This is a genomic window from Sphingomonas sp. GW821-FHT10C01 (genome assembly GCF_059415525.1).
Window position 1 is genome coordinate 281391 of the sequence record NZ_JBWKNK010000003.1, and the last position, 20602, is coordinate 301992.

Genomic DNA, 20602 nt, shown 5'->3' on the forward strand with positions numbered 1-20602 from the left:
GGTGGTGGCGTTGATGGCGGGTAGCGATGCCCGAAACGGCACGCTACATGGCGCGCGATTTCACACGGGAGACAGGTGATGGCGACGGCGGACTGGACTGCAATCGAGGCGCTTCCCCGCATCCCGCTGACCCAGCTGTTCGCCGACGACAAGGATCGGCTGGCACTGCTCACCACCGATGTCGCCGGGATCCATTTCGATTTCTCGAAGACGCATCTCGACGGTGCCGCGCTCGACGCCTTCACCGCGCTCGCCAAGGCGACCGACCTTGCGGGCAAGCGCGAGGCGCTGTTCGCGGGCGAACCGGTCAACGTCACCGAAGGCCGCGCGGCCGAGCATAGCGCCGAACGGGGCGAGGGCTCGGACGACAGCGTCGCCCGCGCCGCCGCCTACCACGCCCGCATGCGCGGCCTGATCGACGCGATCGAGGCCGAGGCGCTCGGTCCGATCCGCCACATCCTCCACATCGGCATTGGCGGCTCGGCGCTGGGTCCGGAACTGCTGATCGACGCGCTCGGCCGTGAGGGTGCGCGCTACGACGTCGCGATCGTCTCGAATGTCGACGGTTGCGCACTTGAGGAAGCGATCGCTGATTTCGATCCGCACGCCACGCTGATCGCGGTCGCGTCCAAGACCTTCACCACCACCGAAACCCTGCTCAACGCGACCAGCGCGCTCGACTGGATGCGCGAACATGGCGTCGAGGATCCCTATGGCCATGTCATCGCGCTCACCGCCGCGCCCGACAAGGCGATCGAATGGGGCGTCGATGAAACCCGCGTCCTGCCGTTCGCCGAGAGCGTCGGCGGCCGCTATTCCTTGTGGTCGTCGATCGGTTTCCCCGCCGCGCTCGCGCTGGGCTGGGACGCGTTCGAATCACTGCTTGAGGGCGCGGCCGAGATGGATCGCCATTTCCGGCTGACCGATCTGCGCAGCAACGCCCCGGTCCTCGCCGCCTTCGCCGACCTCTACTACACCCAGAACCGCCATTGCGAGACGCGGGCCACGTTCGCCTATGACGAACGGCTTCGCCTGCTCCCGCCCTATCTCCAGCAGCTCGAGATGGAATCGAACGGCAAGGGCGTCACCGCCGACGGCCAGCCGGTCGGCCGCGCCACCGCGCCGATCACCTGGGGCGGCGTCGGCACCGACGCCCAGCATGCGGTGTTCCAGCTGCTCCACCAGGGCACCCACCTCGTTCCGCTCGAATTCGTCGCGGTGATCGAGCCGGGCGACGATCTCGCCGAGGATCATCATCGCCAGCTCCTCATCAACGCGTTTGCGCAGGGCGCGGCGCTGATGGCCGGCCGCGCCAATGCCGATCCCGCGCGCGCCTATCCCGGTGACCGTCCCTCCACGACGCTTCTGCTCGATGAGCTCGATCCGCGCACGCTCGGCGCGCTGATCGCCTTCTATGAACAGCGCACCTTCGTCAGCGCGGCGCTGCTCGGCATCAACCCGTTCGACCAGTTCGGGGTCGAGCTCGGCAAGGAAATGGCCAAGGCCGCGGACCAGGGCGGGCAGGACTTCGACCCCTCGACCGACGACCTCATCCGCAGGGCGTTCGGATGAGCGACGAGGAATACGTCTATGACGAGGCGAGCGGGGAATGGGTCCCCGCCTCGCAACTCGCCGCCGCGCCGTCGGACGAAACCGTCGAAGTCCGCGATTCGGTCGGCAATCTCCTTGCCGACGGCGATCAGGTCACGCTGATCAAGGACCTTACCGTGAAAGGCGCGGGTCAGACGCTCAAACGCGGCACCCTGATCAAGTCGATCCGCCTCACCGGCGACCCGCAGGAAATCGACTGCAAGTACGAAGGTATCAAGGGCTTGGTGCTGCGCGCGGAGTTCGTGCGCAAGCGGTGAAGCATCGAGTGACAGGCGGGCCTTGGAGCTTCGAAGGCAGCGGCGTACATCTCATAGATGGCAAGGATTCAGCAGACCTTCTCGAACGAGAAGGATAGCCCGATCTACGTGTCGGTGGAGCCATGGCCGGAATGCTTCGAGCTGGAGCCGGGTGAGAAACTCACACTGATCTGGAACGGACCCGAAGATGGCGACGCCGCAGTGGTAGGCTCCATTAACGAACGCGAACTTGTCGTGTGGCCAAACGGCGACTGGGATGAGATCAAATTCCTCATTGATGGTCAGGACGCGGAGGCCCTAAGCTGGACCTTCAAGCATAGGTGATGCCTTCTAGTTCGCCGTCGCGGTGAGAGGACGCAACCTCCTCACCCGCCGTCCGTAGCGGTGCGCCGATTGCCCGCCGCCCGCAATCCGTTGGCATCCGCGCTCCGCCCCCCTATCTCCCGCTCCTGCGCACCGGGCGCATGAGCAGGAGCACCCCATGGCCGAGTACGACTACGACCTCTTCGTCATCGGTGCGGGCTCGGGCGGCGTGCGCGCCAGCCGCGTCGCCGCCGCGCACGGCGCGAAGGTCGCGATCGCCGAGGAATATCGCGTCGGCGGTACCTGCGTCATCCGCGGCTGCGTGCCCAAGAAGCTGCTCGTCTACGGCGCGCACTTCGCCGAGGATCTGAAGGACGCGCGCCGCTTCGGCTGGAACGTCCCCGATTGCGACTTCGACTGGGCGGTGCTGCGCGACAATGTCCTGGCCGAAGTCGACCGGCTCAACGGCGCCTACACCCACACGCTCGACAATCACGGGGTCGAGATCGTCCATGAGCGCGCCACCGTGTCCGGCCCCAACGAAGTGACGCTGGCGAGCGGCAAGACGATCACCGCGGGAAAAATCCTGATCGCGGTCGGCGCGCGCCCCGCCGTGCCGCATTGCCCGGGCAGCGAGCATGGCATCACCTCGAACGAGGTGTTCCACCTCGACGCCTTGCCCAAGCGCGTGCTGATCGCGGGCGCTGGGTACATCGCCAACGAATTCGCCGGCATCTTCAACGAGTTCGGATCGAAGGTCACCCTCATCAACCGCAGCGACGTGATCCTGCGCGGCTATGACGAGCAGATCCGCGACCGCCTGCTGCAGATCAGCATGACCAAGGGCATCGACTTCCGCTTCCACGCCGAATTCCGCGGGATCGAGAAGCAGGCCGACGGCAGCCTCAAGGTCAGCATGACCAACCATGAGCCGCTCGAGGTCGACCTCGTTCTCTTCGCCACCGGCCGCGTGCCCAATACCGAGGGGCTGGGCCTTGCCGAAGCCGGAGTCGAACTCGACGACAAGGGCGCGATCGTCGTCGGCGCCGACAACCAGTCCTCGGTCGAGTCGATCTACGCCGTGGGCGACGTCACCAACCGCGTCCAGCTCACCCCCGTGGCGATCCGCGAAGGTCAGGCGTTCGCCGACACCGTGTTCGGCAACAAGCCGACCACCGTCGATTACACCAGCATCCCCGCCGCCGTGTTCAGCCACCCGCCGATCGCCGGCGTCGGCCTGACCGAGGGGCAGGCCAAGCAGAAATACGGCTCGGTCCGCGTCTACACCTCGGACTTCCGGCCGATGAAGAATGTGCTGGCCAACCGCAACGAGCGCGCGCTCTACAAGATGGTGTGCGAGGCGGATTCGGGGAAGGTGCTCGGTCTCCACATGATCGGCCCCGACGCTCCGGAGATCCTTCAGGCCGCCGCCATCGCGGTGAAGGCCGGGCTGACCAAGGCGGACTTCGACCAGACCGTCGCGCTCCACCCGTCGATGGCCGAAGAGCTTGTACTCATGAAATGAGCCGCCCCGGCTCGCGCCGGGGCGTTGCTCAGCCCTCGTTTCTGAGGAGGCGGTCGGACTCGTCCTCCAGCCCCTCTTCGCCGCCGGTGCGCAGGCTCACCACGCGTGTCGCGCTGACGTCCATCGCGACGTTGCCGAGGGTACGGAACAGGTCGGGGATCGTCTCGACCGCCACCAGCAGCCCCAGCATCGGCAGCGGCACGCCCATCGCGGTCGCGATCGGCGCGATCGAGCTGACGAAGCTGATCGTACCGGGCAGACCGACCGCGCCCATCGTCGTGATCGCCGCGACCACCCAGCCCGCGGCGAGCTGGCTTGGCCCGAGCTCGATGCCGAGCAGGTGCGCGACATAGATCGCCACCGCGAAGTTCATCGCCGGCCCGGTCCAGCGGAAGATCGCGACCGCGATCGGCAGCGCCACGCCCGAATGCGCCGCGGGCACGCCCAGATTCTCGGTCGCCTTGAGCATCGCGGGCAGGCTGGCGAGCGACGACTGGGTCGAGAAGGCGACCGCCTGCGACGGCGCCACCGCGCGGATATACCGCATCGGCGAAACGCGCCCGGCGATGATGCCGAACGGTGCGGCGAGCAGCCACATGACGAGGCCGACACCGCACAGGATCGCGACATAATGGAGTAGCGCGCCGAACGCCGCGGTTCCTGCGCGCGCGCCGACCATATAGGCGAGTGCGGCGACGCCGATCGGCCCCAGCCACAACACCCAGTTGATCACCACCAGCATGGTGTTGCCCAGCGCCTCGAAGAAGCGCGTCAGCGTTTCGCGCTGGTCCTTGGGCAGCCGGGTCAGCGCAAAGGCGAAAACGGTGGTGAACAGAATCAGCGGCAGGAACGCATCGTTGGCAGCCGAGGTCACCGGGTTCGACGGCACCATCGCGACGATGAAATCGACGAACGGCGGGATCGTACCGATCTCGGGCGTCTTCTCCGCCAGCGCGCCCTGCAGCGCCTGCGCCGAGGACGAGGCGAGCGGGAAGAGGTCCAGGTAAAAGACCGTCAACGTCCCGCCAAGCGCCGAGGAAACCCACAGCAGTGCGATGAAGGTGACGAAGGCGCGGCCCGCCAACCGCCCCGCGCGCGCCTTTTCCGCGGTTGCGGAGATGCCGGTGATCAGCAGTGAGACGACCAGCGGGATGATCGTCATCTGCAACGCGTGCAGCCAGATCGTGCCCACCGGGGCGATCCAGTCGGCGGCGACCAGCGCGCCAGCGGGCGCGGTGGCGGCAGCGCCGACGCCGATCACCAGCGCGGTGACCAATGCGATCAGGATGCGCACCGGTTGCGCGCGGTTCGACGGTCCCAGGACGATGCGGACCAGCGCGGCGAGAGTTCGGAAGATCAGCGACATACTCGCCCTTGAGAGAAAGCGGCGCTATCACGCCCCGCAGGAATCGGCGCAAGGTCGCAAAGCGGACGGATATGGCAAGGAAATATTTCGGCACCGACGGAATTCGCGGCAAGACCAATGTCGCGCCGATGACCGCGGCGATGGCGATGCAGGTCGGCATGGCCGCCGGCGCACACTTCCGTCGCGGCGACCACAAGCATCGCGTGGTGATCGGCAAGGACACGCGTCTGTCGGGCTATATGATCGAGAACGCGCTGGTCGCCGGCTTCACCAGCGTCGGCATGGACGTGGTGCTGGTCGGCCCGATGCCGACCCCTGCCGTCGCGATGCTCACCCATTCGATGCGCGCCGACATGGGCGTGATGATCTCGGCCAGCCACAATCCCTATGCCGATAACGGCATCAAGCTGTTCGGTCCCGACGGTTACAAGCTGTCCGACGCCGACGAGCTGGCGATCGAGGCGCTGATCGACGGCGAGATTCCGCTCGCCCCCGCTGCCGATATCGGCCGCGCCAAGCGCATCGACGACGCCAAGGGTCGTTACATCCACTTCGCCAAATCGACCTTCCCGGAGGATCTGCGCCTCGACGACCTCAAGGTCGTGGTCGATTGCGCCAACGGCGCCGCCTACCAGGTCGCCCCTTCGGCGCTGTGGGAACTGGGGGCGGAGGTCATCGCGATCGGCGTCAATCCGAACGGGAAGAATATCAACGATCAGGTCGGCTCGACCGCGCCCCTGACGCTGTGCGAGACGGTGGTCGCCTCGGGCGCGCATATCGGCATCGCGCTCGACGGTGACGCCGACCGGCTGATCGTGGTGGACGAGCGTGGCGAGGTCGTCGACGGCGACCAGCTGATGGCGACGATCGCCGCCGGCTGGGCCCGGCAGGGTCGGCTACAGGGCGGCGGCATCGTCGCCACCGTCATGTCCAACCTCGGTCTGGAACGCTATCTCACGGGCCTCGGCCTCGGCCTCGCGCGCACCGGTGTCGGCGACCGCTATGTGCTCGAAGAGATGCGCGCGTCCGGCTACAATGTCGGCGGAGAGCAATCAGGCCACATCATCCTGTCGGACTATGCCACCACCGGCGACGGCCTTGTCGCGTCACTTCAGGTGCTGGCCGAACTGGTCCGTTCGGGCGTGCCGGCGAGCGAGCTGCTCCACCGCTTCGACCCGCTGCCACAATTGCTCAAGAATGTCCGCTTCTCGGGCGGCAAGCCGCTCGACAATGACGAAGTCCAGTCGGTGATCGCCGCCGCCCGGGCCGAGCTCGACGGCACCGGCCGCATCGTCATCCGCGCCTCGGGCACCGAACCGGTGATCCGCGTGATGGCGGAGGGCGAGGACCCCAAACAGGTCGAGGCGGTGGTCGACCGCATCTGCGACGCGGTGCGCAAGGCCGCCGCCTGATGCTCTCCCGGCGGGAGTTCGGGATTGCGGCGACGGTATCGCTGTTCTTGCCTCACTCCCTGAGAGCGGGTCAGGCATCACCCGATCTCTCGGCGCTGACACCGGAGCAACGCGACCAAGCCAAGGTGCACCATGCCCGGATGCTGGCCGCATTCGACTATGAACGGTTGCGCGTACCCGGCTCGAACGCCCTTACCGAATGGGAGAGGCGTTCGGCCCTTTCGGCCAAGATACCGGTCGTGGTCGGCGACGCTGAACAGCTTGAGCGCCTCGCCGATCAGTTCACGATTGACGATGAAACCGTATCGGGTTCGGGAAACAAACGTCCCCCTCCCGTGTCCGAGATACTTGCCGCAGCGTCCAGGCTGCAATTTCCCGATGATCTGGGGAAGTGGCCGGGCGCCTATGCGGCGACCGATCTGACGGCGCCGCTCGGGGAATGGCCCAAGGCCGTGGTGAAGGCGGACCTTCCCGGCCTGACCGTCGCGAACGACCCGGTGTCGGGCAGGCCGTTATCCGAAGTCTATCTGCTGTTGCTTCCCACGCGGGCGTCCTGGGAGATTCCGGCCTATCTGCGCTGGGGCAACTGGAATGCCTGCCCGCCGGCTGAATATCACGTCGCCGCCCTTAAACGCTGGCACGAGCGCTTCGGGGCAGAGCTGGTCGGCATCGACGCGGATACGATGAATGTCAGGGTAAAACAGCGGCCGTCCACGCGCGACGAAGCCCTCGCACTGGCCGACGAGCAGTATCGCTATTGCCCCGACATCATCGATCAGGGGGTAGGCAGCCGGTCCGCGCTGGCCGCCTCGCTGATGGCCAGCGACTGGTGGTTTTTCTGGTGGGATTAGACTGATGCTTGAGATGCGCCCGGATTGCGAACGCTGCGGCAGCGACCTTCCCGCCGATCAGGGCGGGGCGTTCATCTGCTCGTTCGAATGTACCTTCTGCGCGCCTTGCGCCGACTCGATGGATGAGGTCTGCCCCAATTGCGGCGGCGAGCTGCTCGACCGCCCCGCGCGCGTCGGCGACGCGCTCAAGCGCAACCCGGCAAGCACCAAACGCATGTTCAAGGGCTGAACGGATGGAAACTGGAACCCCCCGCCGCTGGATCGGCCGCTGGATCGTCGCCGTCGGCCTGCTTCACGCGATCGGCGCCCTGTTCATCTACCCGGCGCCGCTGCGCGAGATGGCCGGTGCCGGACTGATCGCCACCGCCGACGACTATTCGCTGCGCGCGACGGCCTATTGGTTCTTCGCCTTCGCACCCATTCTCGCGGTGCTGGGCCTACTGGTCGATGCGATCGAGGCGCGCCGCGTCCCGGTTCCGTTCGGCGCCGCCTTACTCCTTCTGCTCACCTTGATCGCCATGGTCGCGGTGATGCCCGCCAACGGCGCCTGGCTGCTCTTTCCTCCGGTGATCGCCCTGCTGCTACGCAGCCGCGGCTAAGCTCAGTCCGCCACCGGAATCGGGCTCAGCTCCTTGAGCTCGCGGATCACCACCAGGGTCTGGAACGCGCGCACCCGCGGGTTGGCGGAGAACAGCCGCACCACCGTGTCGTCATAGCTTTCCATGTCGCGCGCGATCATCCGCACCGCGATGTCGAAATCGCCGGTGACGTTCCACGCCTCGATCACCTCGGGCTCGGCGCGCAGGATCGCCATCATCTCCTGCGTGGTCCGCGCGTCCTCGCGTTCCAGCGTCACCATCACCAGCATCGACAGTGGCCAGCCCAGCGTCCGGGGCCGCACGATCGCGACCTCGCGCGCGATCGCGCCGCTCGCGCGCAGCCGCCGCATCCGGCGATAGCAGGCAGGCACCGACAGCCCGACCGCCTCGGCCACCGCCGCCATCGGCCGCTGCGTGTCCTGCTGCATCAGTTCGAGCAGCTTGAGGTCGAATGGGTCCAGCGCGTCATTTCGCATCGCGAACGTCCATCTTATCGATAAAAATTATCGACATAACGTCAAAATCGAGCGCCTTTGTCAAAACCTCCCGGTAAATTGCCAATGACAACGTTTCCCCGAGTGAGTCCATGACCGTCCTTGCTTCCCGGCCGGCGCCCGCGCGCGTCGATATCCTCGCCCTGCTGACCTTGCTCGCCGCGATGATTTCGGTCGCGACCGGCGCGTCGTTCGCCAAGACGTTGTTCCCCTCGGTCGGGCCGGAGGGGGCGACGACGCTGCGCCTGATCATCGGGGCGATTATCCTCTCGGCGATCTTCCGGCCGTGGCGGCTGAACTGGCGCGGCGGCTGGCGCTCGCTCGCCGGCTACGGCCTCGTCCTCGGGCTGATGAACCTGACCTTCTACAAGTCGCTCACCTTCATCCCGCTCGGTATCGCCATCGCGATCGAGTTCATCGGGCCGCTCTCGGTCGCCGTCCTCACCTCGCGGCGCAAGTCCGACCTTGTCTGGATCGGTTTCGCGGTGGCCGGCCTGTTGCTCCTGCTCCCGCTCTGGGGCGGCACGACTCAGCTCGACTGGCGCGGCATCGTCCTAGCGCTGATCGCCGGTGCCTGCTGGGCGGGCTATATCCTGCTTGGCAAGCGCGCGGGTGAGGAACATGGCGCGGGCGCTGTCGCGGGCGGCATGATCGTCGCCGCCTTCGTCGCCGCACCCGTCGGCATCGCCCATGCCGGCACCGCGCTGCTCCGGCCGGAGATCCTGATGCTCGGCGTCGCCGTCGGCATCGCGTCGAGCGCCATCCCCTTCGCGCTTGAGATGATCGCGCTGCGCCGCCTTCCCTCGAACACCTTCAGCACCATGATCAGCGCCGAGCCCGCGATCGGCGCGATGGTCGGCGTCATGCTGCTCGGCGAGCATCTCTCGCCCTTCCAGTGGTTCGCGATCCTGCTCGTCGTCCTCGCCTCGGTCGGCGCGGCGCTCGGCAGCAAGAACATACCGGCGCCCGAACAACCCTAGTCCCCGCGCACAGGGATGGCGCTTTGCGCCACCCCCATCCCTGTGCAATGGGGTTCGCCTCATGAGCATTCCCCGCATCCTCATCATCGCCGGATCGGACTCGGGCGGCGGCGCGGGCATTCAGGCGGATATCAAGACCGTCACCATGCTCGGCGGCCACGCCATGACCACGATCGCCGCGATCACCGCGCAGAACACGCTCGGCGTCACCGCCGTCCACCCGGTCCCGGTCGAGATGGTACTGGCCCAGATCGATGCGGTCGCGTCCGACATCGGCGTCGACGCGGTGAAGATCGGCATGATCGGCTCGGCCGACATCGCCCATGCCGTCGCCGACCGGCTCGAAACATTGCCGGGCGTCCCCGTCGTGTTCGATCCCGTCATGATCGCCACCAGCGGCTCGATCCTCGCCGACAATGCCACGATCGCGGCGTTCGAGCGGCTGATGCGGCGCGCGGCGGTCGTCACCCCCAACCTCCCCGAACTCGCCGCGCTCGGTGGCCGCGAGGCCGTGCTCGCTCATGGCTGCCACCTCGCCGAAAAGGGCGGCCATGCCGAGGGCGACAGCGTCCACGATCAGCTCTTCGCTCCCGACGGAGCCCTCGTCGCGGAGATGGTCGAGCCGCGCCTCGACACCGTCCACACCCATGGCACCGGGTGCAGCTTCGCCAGCGCGCTCGCCACCGGCCTCGGCGCCGGCCTGCCCGTCGCCGACGCCTTCACCCGCGCCGTCCGCTATGTCCGCGCCGCGATCCGCCACGCGCCGGGCCTCGGCGCCGGCCATGGGCCGATCGGCCATACGCTCGGCACAATCCCGTTCGACCGGCTCGCCCCCGATGCCTGACCTCGCCTACGAGACCCGCCACGGCATCCACGGCCCCGTCGCCGGCGTGGACGAGGCCGGGCGCGGCCCGCTCGCCGGCCCGGTGGTCGCCGCCGCGGTGATCCTCGACCCCGCCCGCATCCCTCCCGGCATCGACGATTCGAAGGCGCTGACCGCCGCGAAACGCACCCGGCTCCACGACGCCATTCTCGCATCCGCGCGCGTCGGCATCGGCATCTGCAGTGTCGAGGAGATCGACCGGCTAAACATCTTCTGGGCGACGATGCTGGCGATGACCCGCGCGGTGGCCGCGCTCGATCTTCGCCCCGGTTTCGTCCTCGTCGACGGCAATCGCTGCCCCGATTGGGAGCATGCATCAGAGGCCGTGGTCGGCGGCGACGCGCGCTGCTTGTCGATCGCCGCCGCCTCGATCGTCGCCAAGCAGCACCGCGATGCGATGATGATCGAGCTCGACGCCCTCCACCCCGGCTATGGCTGGGCGAGCAACAAGGGCTATGCCGCCAAGGTCCACCAACTGGCCCTGCGCACCCTCGGCCCCACCCCGCACCACCGCCGCAGCTTCGCCCCGGTGGCGCAGGCGGAACTCGACTTCGGCCCGGCGGTTGGGGTCTGATCGTTTGAAGCCGCACCGGCCCGCTCCCCCACCCGGCCACCCATAGGATATTGGCGTTGGGTGGCCGGGTGGGGGAGCGGGCTGGCGCCGCCAACCGCAAAGGACTCCCCATGGAAACCCAGCAGCTCCACCGCGGCCGCCTGATCGACCATATCCAGCTCGTCGTCGCTGATCTCGACGCGTGCCGCCGCTTCTACACCGCCATCTTCGACACGCTCGGCATCCCGATCGCGGGCAGCGGCGACGATTATCTCTGGGCGGACGAGCTGTTCATCTCGACCGCCGACAGCGAGGCGGCGCTGGGCAAGCTCACCGGCTACCACCATCTCGCCTTCCAGGCCGCCGACCGAGCCATGGTCGACGCCTTCCACAAGGCCGGCCTGGCAGCGGGCGGCACCGATAATGGCGCGCCGGGCGAACGGCCCTATCACCCCGGCTATTACGGCGCGTTCCTGCTCGATCCGGCGGGCAACAATATCGAGGCGGTCTATCACGGCCCCGCGCGCAAGAGCGCCGATTCGGTCCTGATCGAGTTCGAGATGTGACGGAAAAGGTCCGCCGCCACGCAAGGGCGTGACGACGGACCTCCTTTCCTCCCCAGGAAATCGGTTCGTTGGCTTGAGTGCGCCTTGCGGCGCACTGCGGCACCAGCCCGCTCCGGCGATGGCCGGATCCAGCAACCTACGCCGCGAACTGGTTCATCGTGTTGTGCGCGCCGCCCGCCTTGAGCGCGGCCTCACCGGCGAAATATTCCTTGTGGTCGTCGCCGATGTCGGACCCGCTCATATTCTGGTGCTTCACGCACGCGATGCCCTGGCGGATCTCCTCGCGCTGCACGCCCTTGACGTAACCCAGCATCGCCGCGTCGCCGAAATATTCCTTGGCGAGGTTGTCGGTGCTGAGCGCCGCGGTGTGATAGGTCGGCAACGTGATCAGGTGATGGAAGATGCCCGCGCGCGCCGCGGCATCGCGCTGGAACGTCCGGATCTTCTCGTCCGCTTCGGTCGCCAGGTCGGTGCCGTCATAGTCGACGCTCATCAGCTTCGCCCGGTCATAGCCGCTGACATCCTTGCCCGCCTCGGCCCAGGCATCGAACACCTGCTGGCGGAAGTTCAGCGTCCAGTTGAAGCTCGGGCTGTTGTTGTAGACCAGCTTGGCGTTCGGGATCACCTCGCGAATGCGGTCGACCATCGACGCGATCTGCTCGATATGCGGCTTCTCGGTCTCGATCCACAGCAGGTCGGCGCCATGCTGCAGGCTGGTGATGCAGTCGAGCACGCAGCGGTCCGCCCCGGTCCCCTCGCGGAACTGGAACAGGTTCGACGGCAGCCGCTTGGGCCGCATCAGCTTGCCGTCGCGCTCGATCACGACGTCGCCGCGCAGGGTCGACGGATCGGTCACCTCCTCGCAATCGAGGAACGCGTTATACTGGTCGCCCAGATCGCCCTTCTCCTTGGAATAGGCGATCTGCTTGGTGAGGCCGGCGCCGAGCGAGTCGGTGCGCGTGACGATGATGCCGTCATCGACACCCATCTCCAGGAACGCGTAGCGGCACGCACGGACCTTCGCGAGGAAGTCCTCATGCGGCACGGTGACCTTGCCGTCCTGATGCCCGCACTGCTTCTCGTCGCTGACCTGATTCTCGATCTGCAGCGCGCAGGCGCCGGCCTCGATCATCTTCTTGGCGAGCAGATAGGTCGCCTCGGCATTGCCGAAGCCCGCATCGATATCGGCGACGATCGGCACGACATGCGTCTCGAAATTGTCGATCGCGTTCTGGATGCGCGCCGCCTCGACCGCGTTGCCGCTGTCGCGCGCCTTGTCGAGGTCGCGAAACAACAACCCCAGCTCGCGCGCATCGGCCTGTTTGAGGAAGGTGTAGAGCTCCTCGATCAGCGCCGGGACGCTGGTCTTCTCATGCATCGACTGGTCGGGCAGCGGCCCGAAATCGCTGCGCAATGCCGCCACCATCCAGCCGGAAAGGTAGAGATACTTGCCCTTGGTCGTGCCGAAATGCTTCTTGATCGAGATCAGCTTCTGCTGCGCGATGAAGCCGTGCCAGCAGCCGAGCGACTGGGTGTAGGCGGCCGGATCGGCGTCATAGGCCGCCATGTCGCGGCGCATGATGCCGGCGGTGTACTTGGCGATGTCCAGACCCGTCTTGAACCGGTTCTGCAGCCGCATCCGTGCGACCGATTCAGCGTCGATGCCGTTCCAGCGGCCATTCTCGGCGGCGATGGGCGCGTTGGCGCGGGCGATTTCGTCTTGATAGGTCATCTGAGCACCTCGTTCGATTTGAGGTGCGTCTATTCATCTTTACACACACGATGCCTGCAAAACCGCCATATCACGAGGTGAAGAGGTCGCCTGACACCGGCCCGTGCGTGTGAGTTTGTAAATTCATGACAAAAACTACTACTCAATTCGGCGCAAATTGAGTCTTCCCCGCCACACCCCATCCCTAGGGCCTGTGGATAACTTCCAGACTCAACATCTGGTCCGATCTTGGAATGTTCCGCCAAGTTAACGGAATCCCAAGGATTTTCGTTAACTAATGTTCGCTTGACGGAGTCCGTGCTTTCATGGCGTTTCGCCCCTTCAATAGGGGTATGGAGTAGTTAATGGGGGTCATCGAGAAGGTCGCGCCGGCGCGCCAGCGCGAGCGAGCAGAGGTTCGCACACGCAGCTGGATCGACGTCCTGCCGCTCGACACGATCATCCAGCAGGATTGTATCGAGGCGATGCGCGCGCTCCCCGCCGCGTCGATCGACATGATCTTCGCCGATCCGCCCTACAACCTCCAGCTCGGCGGCGACCTCAATCGCCCCGACGGCAGCTTCGTCGATGCGGTCACCGACGATTGGGACAAGTTCGATTCATTGAACGCCTATGATGCGTTCACCCGCGCCTGGCTGACCGAGGCGCGCCGCATCCTCAAGCCCAACGGCACCATCTGGGTGATCGGCAGCTACCACAATATCTTCAAGGTCGGCTCGGCGATCCAGGATCTCGGCTTCTGGATCCTCAACGACATCATCTGGCGCAAGGCCAACCCGATGCCCAATTTCAAGGGCACGCGCTTCACCAACGCGCATGAGACGCTGATCTGGGCGTCGATGGGCGAGAAGTCGAAATACACCTTCAACTACCGCTCGATGAAGACGCTCAACGACGAGCTTCAGATGCGCAGCGACTGGGAATTCCCGATCTGCGGCGGGCAGGAGCGGCTCAAGAAGAACGGCGTCAAGGTTCACCCGACCCAGAAGCCCGAAGCCTTGCTCTACCGCGTGATGCTCGCCTGCACCAAGCCGGGCGACGTCATCCTCGACCCCTTCTTCGGCACCGGCACCACCGGCGCGGTGGCCAAGCGCCTGCGCCGTCACTGGATCGGCATCGATCGCGAGGGCACCTATATCGAAGCGGCGCAGGAGCGCATCGACGCGGCGTTGCCGCTCGACGAGAGCGCGGTCACCACGATGATGGCCCCGCGCCAGGCGCCGCGCGTCGCCTTCGGCACGCTGATCGAGACCGGCTATCTGACCCCAGGCACGGTGCTGTGCGACACCAAGCGCCGCTGGCGCGCGGTGGTGAAGGCCGATGGCTCGCTGCTCACCGATTGCGGCACCTCGGGCTCGATTCACAAGGTCGGCGCGACGCTTCAGAACGCACCGTCGTGCAACGGCTGGACCTTCTGGCACTATGAGGCGGAAAATGGCCTCAAGCCGATCGACGCACTGCGCCAGACCTATCTTCTCGCGACCCAGCCCTGAGGGGAAACTGGAGTTTTCCTACATCGCGCGATTCTGCGATGACCGTCCCGTTCGCCACTCCGGCAAGCAGCCCCGAAACGCCTCGCGCGCGTAGGGGCATGACTTTTGGGACTTTCCAATGACGTTCAATCTGCCGGCGCAGGCCCGACTCTATCTCCGTCCCGTGCAATTCGCCGACTCGCCGATCGAGCGCGATGGTGAGGTCGCGCGGCTGGCGGGCGGGCTCAACTGGTTTTCGGCCTGGGAACTGATCGCGGTCGAGAATGGCAGGCGCGTCCTCCAGCGCACGATCCCGATCGCTGACCTGCCCGATGACGAGCGGCTCCAGGCGATCGCCGCCCGCATCACCGCGCCGCGCACGCCGCTCCAGCTTGGTGAGCGTGTGCTGCGTTTCGACCAGCCCCAGGTCATGGGCATCCTCAACATGACCCCCGACAGCTTCTCGGATGGCGGCAGGCACAGCGACGATGCCGAGGCCGCCGCCGCAGCCGGGGTCGGCATGGCCGCCGAGGGCGCGGCGTTGATCGATGTCGGCGGCGAATCGACTCGGCCGGGCGCTCAGGAGGTCTGGGAGGGCGACGAGATCAAGCGCGTCGTTCCCGTGATCGAACGTCTGGCGCGCAGCGGCACGTTGGTCTCCGTCGACACGCGCAAGGCCGGGGTGATGGAAGCGGCGCGCGCGGCGGGCGCGCATATCATCAACGACGTGTCGGCGTTGTTGTGGGACGACCGCGCACTCGAAATCGTCGCGCGCGCGCAATGCCCGGTGGTGCTGATGCACGCCGGCGACCCCAAACAGGGTGCGGACGGCGGGGCGAGTTATGGCGACCCGCTGATCGAGGTCTATGATTGGCTGGCGGCACGGATCGACGCGGTCGTCGCGGCGGGCGTCGAGCGTTCGCGCATCATCGCCGATCCCGGCATCGGCTTCGGCAAGACGGTCGCGCACAATCTCGCGCTGTTGAACGGCCTCGCGCTGTTCCACGGCCTGGGCGTGCCGTTGCTGCTCGGCGCCAGCCGCAAGCGCATCATCGGCGCACTCTCCAACGAAGCGCCCGCCGATCAACGGCTCGGCGGCTCGCTAACGCTGGCGCTCAAGGGCGCGGACCTCGGCGCGCAGCTATTGCGCGTCCATGACGTGCCGGAAACGGTGCAAGCCCTGCGCGTGTGGCGCGGCATGCGCGACGCCGCGCTGATCGGGCGTTAGGATGCTAGCTCAGCGGATCGGGCCGGGTGCGCTGCTCGACATAGGTCCGCTGCACCGTGAAGGCGCTCACGCGGGTCTCGCGGAAGCGGTCACGGCGGCGGTCCGCCTCGGCGCCGATCTTCTCGAGGCTCTCGACCAGATCCTCGAGGTTGCGGCGGCGCTCGGCCCCGGTCGCATCGCGGCATTCGTTGCGGCACGCCGCGACCAGGTCCGGCACGCGGCGGCGCACGACATTGGCCCAGTCGACCGCGTCGGCGGCCAGCGGCTCGGCATCGGCGATCGCGATCAGCCGCGCGCAGCTCGTCCGCGCCGCCGCGATCCGGCTCACCGCCCAGTCCGCCTCGGCGGCGGCGGCGGCCCATGCCGCTTCCAGCGGATCGGCGGGCCGCGCCTGCTTCATTCGCTTGAGCTTGGCGCCGGCAAGATGCTGGCGCAGCTTGCGCACGCCGAAGAACAGGGCAAATCCCCCTGCGGCCACCGCGAACAGCGTGACCGCGACAAAGGCCAGTGCCGCCAGGGCGACAATCGCGAGCAGGAATCGAAGCATCGTCGCCAGTATATGGGAAGCCGCACCGGTTTCGCCAGACCGGGAATACCGCCGCCGGAACAATCCGCCGCTTCATGCGATTGACGACCTTCAGGTCGTCGGGAGAGGAGCCATGCGCGAAGCCTATGACCGTTATTCGAACGTATCGATCCTGATCCACTGGACCGTGGCCGCACTCGTGGTCGTCAACCTCGTGATCGCCATCACGATGCCCAACGATCGCGAGCTGTTTTCATGGTACAAGTCGATCAACATCGCCGTGCTGTTGCTGACCATCCTGTGGATCGGCTGGCGCGTCGCCCATCCGTGGCCGCGTTTCCCCGACAGCGTACCCAATTGGGAACGTATCTTCGCCCGCACCGTCTATGTCGGCTTCTATGTGCTGCTGCTCGCGGTGCCGTTGCTCGGATGGGCGGCGATGTCGGCTGGGGGTGGAACCGGGGAGATCTTCGGCGGCATCCAGTGGTTCGACCTGCCGATCGGCAAATCCCCCGAACTGCGAGAACAGCTGGCCTGGACGCAGGAGCTCGCCGTCTATTTCCTGCTGGCGCTGATCGTCATCCATATCTGCGGGGCACTCAAGCACCAGTTCTTCGACGAGGATGTCGTCTTCCACCGCATGCTGCCCAGCCTGCGGCAAAGCCATATGGACGACGAGATCTAGAGGGTTGCCGGGGCGGCACCGGCGCCAGCCGATGTCGCCACCCGGCTACGCTGCGTTCTGATCGATCCCCAGCTCGCCGAGCTTGCGGTAGAGCGTCGAGCGGCCGATGCCCAGGCGGCGCGCCACCTCGGTCATGCGCCCGCGATAATGGCCGATGGCGAGACGGATCACATCCGCCTCGATCTCTTCCAGCGCGCGCAAATTCCCGTCGGCACGGAACAGGGTGATGCCGGCCCCCGACGCGGCGCCGCCATGGGCCATCCCGCCGACCGCCGGCCGCCCTTCGGAAAGCTGGGCGATCTGCGGGAAATCGGCTCGGGTCAGCGCGTCGCCATCGCACAGCACCGCCGCGCGGAACAGCGCGTTCTGGAGCTGGCGGACATTGCCCGGCCAGTCATAGCCGGCAAGCAGCGCGATCGCGTCGTCGGTGATTCCCAGCGGTCGCAGCCCCGGCTGTTCGGCGATCCGCGCCAGCAAATGCCGGGCAAGCGGTGCGATATCGCCCGCTCGCTCGCGCAGCGGCGGAATCGTCACCTGCACCACGTTGAGGCGGTAGTAGAGATCCTCGCGGAACCGTCCCTCCTCAACCTCGGTCAGCAAGGTCTTGTTGGTCGCCGCGATCACGCGGACGTCGACCTCGCTGACATGGCGCGCACCGATCGGATGGACTTCACCCGATTGCAGCACACGCAGCAATTTGACCTGCGCCTCGAGCGGCATCTCGCCGATCTCGTCGAGCAGAATGGTGCCGCCCTCGGCTTCCTGGAAACGGCCGATCTTGCGCTCGAACGCGCCGGTAAAGGCGCCCTTTTCGTGCCCGAACAGTTCCGATTCGACGAGGTTGGCGGGGATCGCACCGCAATTGACCCGGACGATCGGTTTGGCATGGCGCGGAGAGGCGGCGTGAATCGCCTCGGCGACCACCTCCTTGCCGACGCCGCTTTCGCCCTCGATCAGCACCGGGACGCGCGCACGTGCCGCCTTGGCGGCGATCGCGAGCGCCGCGCGGAACTGGGGCGCCGAACCGACGATCTCGTCAAAGGCGAGGTTCGCACCCATCTTCTCGGTCAACGGGCGCAGCTCGCCGCCGACCTTGGCGCCGACCGCGGTGTCTAGGGCCGCGAGCAGCCGTTCGGGCGCCAGTGGCTTGACCAGGAAGTCCGTGGCCCCGGCGCGCATCGCGCTGACCGCGGCGGCGACCGATCCGTTGGCGGTGAGGAGAAGGATCGGGAGCATCGGGCGATTGGCACGCAGTTCAGCGATCAGCCCCGCCGCATCGAAATCGGGCGCCCAGTGATCAATCACGATCGCATCCAGCGCCATCCCATCGGGCGTACCGAGCGTCGCCAGTGCGGTCTCGCCGTCACTCGCCGACACAGTGCGCCAGCCGCGGCGCGCGGCGATCGCCGTCACCAGCCGCCGCTGGGCCGGTTCGTCGTCGATCAGCATCAGGAGGCGCTGGCCGTTGCGCGTCATTTTCTGTCCCTATTGTCCCTAAATCGGTCACTCGGGATAACGCCGTTGGGTAAAGACCCGCTTAAGCCTGCCAAAGTCCGTGGGGCTTGAGGGTCGGGGACACCCCGTCTAATGAAGCTGCCAACAACGCGTCAGAGGGGAAGCTACGCATGGCACAGAGCGCCGACATGAAGGCACATGAGAACACCTATGGTGGGTTCATGCGGATGATGAAGATCGGCACCGTCATCACCGTCATTCTCGCCGCAATCGTCATCTGGTTGATCGCTTCCTGACGTGAAGATCGCGGTCCTCAAGGAGACCGCCGCCGGTGAGCGGCGCGTCTCTGCGACGCCGGAAACGGTCAAGAAGTTCGTCTCGCTGGGCGCCGAAGTGGCGGTCGAAAGCGGGGCGGGTGACACCGCTTCCCTGGACAACAACGCCTTTTCCGCCGTCGGCGCGAAGATCGGATCGCGCGCCGAGGTGCTCGCGGATGCCGATATCGTGCTCGGCGTGGCCGGGCCGGATCCGGCGAGCCTTGCCGGCATCAAACCCGGCGCCTGGTTGGCAGCGGGCCTCAACCCGTTCGGGGAGCGGGCGCGAATCGACGCCTATGCCGAACTCGGGATCGAGGCGCTGGCGATGGAGTTCATGCCGCGCATCACCCGTGCGCAGTCGATGGACATCCTGTCGTCGCAGTCGAACCTTTCGGGTTACAAGGCGGTGCTCGACGCCGCCGCCGAATATGGCCGCGCTTTCCCGATGATGATGACCGCGGCGGGCACGGTTTCAGCCGCCAAGGTGTTCGTGATGGGCGTCGGCGTCGCCGGCCTCCAGGCAATCGCCACCGCCCGACGCCTTGGTGCGCAGGTCTCGGCGACCGACGTGCGCTCGGCGACCAAGGAGCAGATCCTCTCGCTCGGCGCCAAGCCGATCTTCGTCGAGAGCGTCGCAGGCATCGAGGGCGAAGGCTCGGGCGGCTACGCGACCGAGATGAGCGACGAATATAAGGCCGCTCAGGCAGAGCTCGTCTCTAGCCACATCGCCAAGCAGGACATCGTCATCACCACCGCACTGATCCCGGGGCGCCCCGCGCCACGTCTGATCAGCGACGCGCAGATCGCATCGATGCGGCCGGGCAGCGTCATCGTCGACCTCGCGGTCGAAGCTGGCGGCAATGTCGAAGGCGCGGTAGCGGGCGAAGTGGTCGAGAAGCATGGCGTCAAGATCGTCGGGCACAGGAACGTGCCCTCGCGCCTCGCCTCCGACGCCTCGGCGCTGTTCGCGCGCAACCTCTACAATTTCCTGTCGGCCTTCTGGGACAAGGAAGCGGGCAAGCCGATCCTCGATGAGGAGATCGGCGACGCGATCCGGCTGACCCGCGAGGGCAAGGTGGTGAACGAGAGGCTGCTCGGGTGAGTCCAAGTGCAGGCTTGGCGCTAATCTACGCAGCAGTCAGCGTAGCTGGTCCTCAAGTCGGCGAACCGGACAAGCGGGAACTTCTGGCCGCATATGATAACGCTGATGCGGACAGCTTTTGGTTGGCGCGACGTTGTCTCCACCCGTCCGAACATCGCGGAATCGATAGGCGACTAGAAATCGCAAGAGAAAGGCTGGTCGCGTTGCTTGGCGAGGAAACCATGGCTGAGCATGAGTATGTAGCCAATAAGGGGGCAATAGCTCCCCCTTGTCACCTTATCCCCGCACGACGGGCGCTGCGTGAGTATGCACGTTCTGTCGATGCCCTCGGAAAAGCGATCCGGCGAATAGACGCAGGCTCGGCAACCGACCCGGCACCCCTCAAGGCTCAATGAGGTAAATCATGGACTTCATCTCGATCCTGTCGATCTTCGTGCTGGCGTGCTTCGTCGGCTATTATGTCGTTTGGTCGGTTACGCCGGCGCTGCACACGCCGCTGATGGCCGTCACCAACGCCATTTCCTCGGTCATCATCGTCGGCGCGCTGATCGCATCGGCCGCGGCGGGGAGCGAAACGGCGAAATGGCTGGGGCTAATCGCGGTCGCGCTTGCCAGCGTGAACATCTTTGGCGGCTTCGCCGTCACCGAGCGTATGCTCGCCATGTACAAGAAGAAGGGCTGAGCC

Annotated in this window: 23 protein-coding genes; 18 read left to right on the forward strand and 5 right to left on the reverse strand. The window is 66.4% G+C overall.

The genetic code is table 11. The annotated features are described in order from the left end of the window. Positions 1–78: 78 nt before the first annotated feature. The 4 genes from pgi to gor all read left to right on the forward strand — a co-directional run bounded on the left by pgi (position 79) and on the right by gor (position 3696). Positions 79–1572, forward strand: coding sequence for a glucose-6-phosphate isomerase (gene pgi, locus AC07M1_RS15255; protein WP_495163475.1), 1494 nt, complete (start codon positions 79–81; stop codon positions 1570–1572). After that, positions 1569–1868 (forward strand): alkylphosphonate utilization protein, encoded by a 300-nt coding sequence (locus tag AC07M1_RS15260; protein ID WP_495163476.1) that lies wholly within the window; start codon positions 1569–1571, stop codon positions 1866–1868. Before pgi ends, AC07M1_RS15260 begins: the two co-directional genes overlap by 4 nt. Positions 1869–1925: 57 nt before the next feature. Next, the gene (locus AC07M1_RS15265; RefSeq protein WP_495163477.1) at positions 1926–2192 is read left to right on the forward strand and encodes a hypothetical protein; all 267 of its coding nucleotides are present in this window, start codon (positions 1926–1928) and stop codon (positions 2190–2192) included. 157 nt (positions 2193–2349) lie between these two features. Next, complete coding sequence (gor, locus tag AC07M1_RS15270; protein ID WP_495163478.1) at positions 2350–3696, forward strand: glutathione-disulfide reductase; 1347 nt, start codon at positions 2350–2352, stop codon at positions 3694–3696. Positions 3697–3724: 28 nt separating this feature from the next. On the opposite strand, the gene AC07M1_RS15275 is transcribed toward gor, so the two are convergent. Continuing rightward, positions 3725–5062: a dicarboxylate/amino acid:cation symporter gene (locus AC07M1_RS15275; protein WP_495163479.1), complete on the reverse strand. Its 1338-nt coding sequence runs from the start codon at positions 5060–5062 to the stop codon at positions 3725–3727. Between the two features lie 71 nt (positions 5063–5133). Here AC07M1_RS15275 and glmM point away from each other — a divergent pair, with 71 nt between their 5' ends. The 4 genes from glmM to AC07M1_RS15295 are packed head-to-tail and all read left to right on the forward strand — an operon-like array spanning position 5134 to position 7924. Further along, positions 5134–6474: a phosphoglucosamine mutase gene (gene glmM, locus AC07M1_RS15280; RefSeq protein ID WP_495163480.1), complete on the forward strand. Its 1341-nt coding sequence runs from the start codon at positions 5134–5136 to the stop codon at positions 6472–6474. Then, entirely contained in the window at positions 6474–7325 is an 852-nt protein-coding gene (locus AC07M1_RS15285) for a DUF4253 domain-containing protein (protein WP_495163481.1), read from the forward strand. The genes glmM and AC07M1_RS15285 overlap by 1 nt, the downstream gene beginning before the upstream one ends. Positions 7326–7329: 4 nt before the next feature. Further along, entirely contained in the window at positions 7330–7554 is a 225-nt protein-coding gene (locus tag AC07M1_RS15290) for a DUF1272 domain-containing protein (protein ID WP_495163482.1), read from the forward strand. A gap of 4 nt (positions 7555–7558) precedes the next feature. Continuing rightward, on the forward strand, positions 7559–7924 hold the full coding sequence (locus AC07M1_RS15295; RefSeq protein ID WP_495163483.1) for a DUF6463 family protein: 366 nt from the start codon (positions 7559–7561) through the stop codon (positions 7922–7924). Positions 7925–7926: 2 nt separating this feature from the next. Here AC07M1_RS15295 and AC07M1_RS15300 read toward each other — a convergent pair whose 3' ends face one another. Beyond that, the gene (locus AC07M1_RS15300; protein WP_495163484.1) at positions 7927–8400 is read right to left on the reverse strand and encodes an Lrp/AsnC family transcriptional regulator; all 474 of its coding nucleotides are present in this window, start codon (positions 8398–8400) and stop codon (positions 7927–7929) included. Positions 8401–8510: 110 nt separating this feature from the next. Between AC07M1_RS15300 and AC07M1_RS15305 the strand changes: the two genes are divergently transcribed. The 4 genes from AC07M1_RS15305 (at position 8511) to AC07M1_RS15320 (ending at position 11400) form a co-directional block, all read left to right on the forward strand. Beyond that, the gene (locus AC07M1_RS15305; protein WP_495163485.1) at positions 8511–9398 is read left to right on the forward strand and encodes an EamA family transporter; all 888 of its coding nucleotides are present in this window, start codon (positions 8511–8513) and stop codon (positions 9396–9398) included. 61 nt (positions 9399–9459) lie between these two features. Then, the gene (gene thiD / locus AC07M1_RS15310; RefSeq protein WP_495163486.1) at positions 9460–10242 is read left to right on the forward strand and encodes a bifunctional hydroxymethylpyrimidine kinase/phosphomethylpyrimidine kinase; all 783 of its coding nucleotides are present in this window, start codon (positions 9460–9462) and stop codon (positions 10240–10242) included. Then, positions 10235–10855: a ribonuclease HII gene (rnhB, locus tag AC07M1_RS15315; RefSeq protein ID WP_495163487.1), complete on the forward strand. Its 621-nt coding sequence runs from the start codon at positions 10235–10237 to the stop codon at positions 10853–10855. The genes thiD and rnhB overlap by 8 nt, the downstream gene beginning before the upstream one ends. A gap of 110 nt (positions 10856–10965) precedes the next feature. Continuing rightward, on the forward strand, positions 10966–11400 hold the full coding sequence (locus tag AC07M1_RS15320) for a VOC family protein (RefSeq protein WP_495163488.1): 435 nt from the start codon (positions 10966–10968) through the stop codon (positions 11398–11400). 136 nt (positions 11401–11536) lie between these two features. Here AC07M1_RS15320 and AC07M1_RS15325 read toward each other — a convergent pair whose 3' ends face one another. Next, positions 11537–13132, reverse strand: coding sequence for an isocitrate lyase (locus AC07M1_RS15325; RefSeq protein ID WP_495163489.1), 1596 nt, complete (start codon positions 13130–13132; stop codon positions 11537–11539). A gap of 344 nt (positions 13133–13476) precedes the next feature. Here AC07M1_RS15325 and AC07M1_RS15330 point away from each other — a divergent pair, with 344 nt between their 5' ends. Both AC07M1_RS15330 and folP read left to right on the forward strand, forming a co-directional pair. Then, on the forward strand, positions 13477–14625 hold the full coding sequence (locus tag AC07M1_RS15330; protein WP_495163490.1) for a site-specific DNA-methyltransferase: 1149 nt from the start codon (positions 13477–13479) through the stop codon (positions 14623–14625). A gap of 118 nt (positions 14626–14743) precedes the next feature. Further along, complete coding sequence (folP, locus tag AC07M1_RS15335) at positions 14744–15832, forward strand: dihydropteroate synthase (protein ID WP_495163491.1); 1089 nt, start codon at positions 14744–14746, stop codon at positions 15830–15832. A gap of 4 nt (positions 15833–15836) precedes the next feature. Here folP and AC07M1_RS15340 read toward each other — a convergent pair whose 3' ends face one another. After that, positions 15837–16379: a hypothetical protein gene (locus AC07M1_RS15340; protein WP_495163492.1), complete on the reverse strand. Its 543-nt coding sequence runs from the start codon at positions 16377–16379 to the stop codon at positions 15837–15839. 112 nt (positions 16380–16491) lie between these two features. On the opposite strand from AC07M1_RS15340, the gene AC07M1_RS15345 reads away from it, so the two are divergent. Beyond that, the gene (locus tag AC07M1_RS15345; RefSeq protein ID WP_495163493.1) at positions 16492–17043 is read left to right on the forward strand and encodes a cytochrome b; all 552 of its coding nucleotides are present in this window, start codon (positions 16492–16494) and stop codon (positions 17041–17043) included. 45 nt (positions 17044–17088) lie between these two features. Here the strand turns inward: AC07M1_RS15345 and AC07M1_RS15350 are convergent, their stop codons facing one another. After that, positions 17089–18519 (reverse strand): sigma-54-dependent transcriptional regulator, encoded by a 1431-nt coding sequence (locus tag AC07M1_RS15350; protein WP_495163494.1) that lies wholly within the window; start codon positions 18517–18519, stop codon positions 17089–17091. Positions 18520–18605: 86 nt separating this feature from the next. On the opposite strand from AC07M1_RS15350, the gene AC07M1_RS15355 reads away from it, so the two are divergent. The 3 genes from AC07M1_RS15355 (at position 18606) to AC07M1_RS15365 (ending at position 20599) form a co-directional block, all read left to right on the forward strand. Then, positions 18606–18794: an aa3-type cytochrome c oxidase subunit IV gene (locus AC07M1_RS15355; RefSeq protein WP_495163495.1), complete on the forward strand. Its 189-nt coding sequence runs from the start codon at positions 18606–18608 to the stop codon at positions 18792–18794. 1 nt (position 18795) lies between these two features. Next, the gene (locus tag AC07M1_RS15360; RefSeq protein WP_495163496.1) at positions 18796–19917 is read left to right on the forward strand and encodes an NAD(P) transhydrogenase subunit alpha; all 1122 of its coding nucleotides are present in this window, start codon (positions 18796–18798) and stop codon (positions 19915–19917) included. Positions 19918–20320: 403 nt separating this feature from the next. Beyond that, a complete protein-coding gene (locus AC07M1_RS15365) occupies positions 20321–20599 on the forward strand; it encodes an NAD(P) transhydrogenase subunit alpha part 2 (RefSeq protein ID WP_300497114.1) in 279 nt (92 codons plus the stop codon). Positions 20600–20602 lie beyond the last annotated feature (3 nt).

Excerpts from the sequence above, each read along its gene's own strand:
- pgi (WP_495163475.1), top strand. The coding sequence starts at position 79 with ATGGCGACGGCGGACTGGACTGCAATCGAGGCGCTTCCCCGCATCCCG.
- AC07M1_RS15260 (WP_495163476.1), top strand. The coding sequence starts at position 1,569 with ATGAGCGACGAGGAATACGTCTATGACGAGGCGAGCGGGGAATGGGTC.
- AC07M1_RS15265 (WP_495163477.1), top strand. The coding sequence starts at position 1,926 with ATGGCAAGGATTCAGCAGACCTTCTCGAACGAGAAGGATAGCCCGATC.
- gor (WP_495163478.1), top strand. The coding sequence starts at position 2,350 with ATGGCCGAGTACGACTACGACCTCTTCGTCATCGGTGCGGGCTCGGGC.
- AC07M1_RS15275 (WP_495163479.1), bottom strand. The coding sequence starts at position 5,062 with ATGTCGCTGATCTTCCGAACTCTCGCCGCGCTGGTCCGCATCGTCCTG.
- glmM (WP_495163480.1), top strand. The coding sequence starts at position 5,134 with ATGGCAAGGAAATATTTCGGCACCGACGGAATTCGCGGCAAGACCAAT.
- AC07M1_RS15285 (WP_495163481.1), top strand. The coding sequence starts at position 6,474 with ATGCTCTCCCGGCGGGAGTTCGGGATTGCGGCGACGGTATCGCTGTTC.
- AC07M1_RS15290 (WP_495163482.1), top strand. The coding sequence starts at position 7,330 with ATGCTTGAGATGCGCCCGGATTGCGAACGCTGCGGCAGCGACCTTCCC.
- AC07M1_RS15295 (WP_495163483.1), top strand. The coding sequence starts at position 7,559 with ATGGAAACTGGAACCCCCCGCCGCTGGATCGGCCGCTGGATCGTCGCC.
- AC07M1_RS15300 (WP_495163484.1), bottom strand. The coding sequence starts at position 8,400 with ATGCGAAATGACGCGCTGGACCCATTCGACCTCAAGCTGCTCGAACTG.
- AC07M1_RS15305 (WP_495163485.1), top strand. The coding sequence starts at position 8,511 with ATGACCGTCCTTGCTTCCCGGCCGGCGCCCGCGCGCGTCGATATCCTC.
- thiD (WP_495163486.1), top strand. The coding sequence starts at position 9,460 with ATGAGCATTCCCCGCATCCTCATCATCGCCGGATCGGACTCGGGCGGC.
- rnhB (WP_495163487.1), top strand. The coding sequence starts at position 10,235 with ATGCCTGACCTCGCCTACGAGACCCGCCACGGCATCCACGGCCCCGTC.
- AC07M1_RS15320 (WP_495163488.1), top strand. The coding sequence starts at position 10,966 with ATGGAAACCCAGCAGCTCCACCGCGGCCGCCTGATCGACCATATCCAG.
- AC07M1_RS15325 (WP_495163489.1), bottom strand. The coding sequence starts at position 13,132 with ATGACCTATCAAGACGAAATCGCCCGCGCCAACGCGCCCATCGCCGCC.
- AC07M1_RS15330 (WP_495163490.1), top strand. The coding sequence starts at position 13,477 with ATGGGGGTCATCGAGAAGGTCGCGCCGGCGCGCCAGCGCGAGCGAGCA.
- folP (WP_495163491.1), top strand. The coding sequence starts at position 14,744 with ATGACGTTCAATCTGCCGGCGCAGGCCCGACTCTATCTCCGTCCCGTG.
- AC07M1_RS15340 (WP_495163492.1), bottom strand. The coding sequence starts at position 16,379 with ATGCTTCGATTCCTGCTCGCGATTGTCGCCCTGGCGGCACTGGCCTTT.
- AC07M1_RS15345 (WP_495163493.1), top strand. The coding sequence starts at position 16,492 with ATGCGCGAAGCCTATGACCGTTATTCGAACGTATCGATCCTGATCCAC.
- AC07M1_RS15350 (WP_495163494.1), bottom strand. The coding sequence starts at position 18,519 with ATGACGCGCAACGGCCAGCGCCTCCTGATGCTGATCGACGACGAACCG.
- AC07M1_RS15365 (WP_300497114.1), top strand. The coding sequence starts at position 20,321 with ATGGACTTCATCTCGATCCTGTCGATCTTCGTGCTGGCGTGCTTCGTC.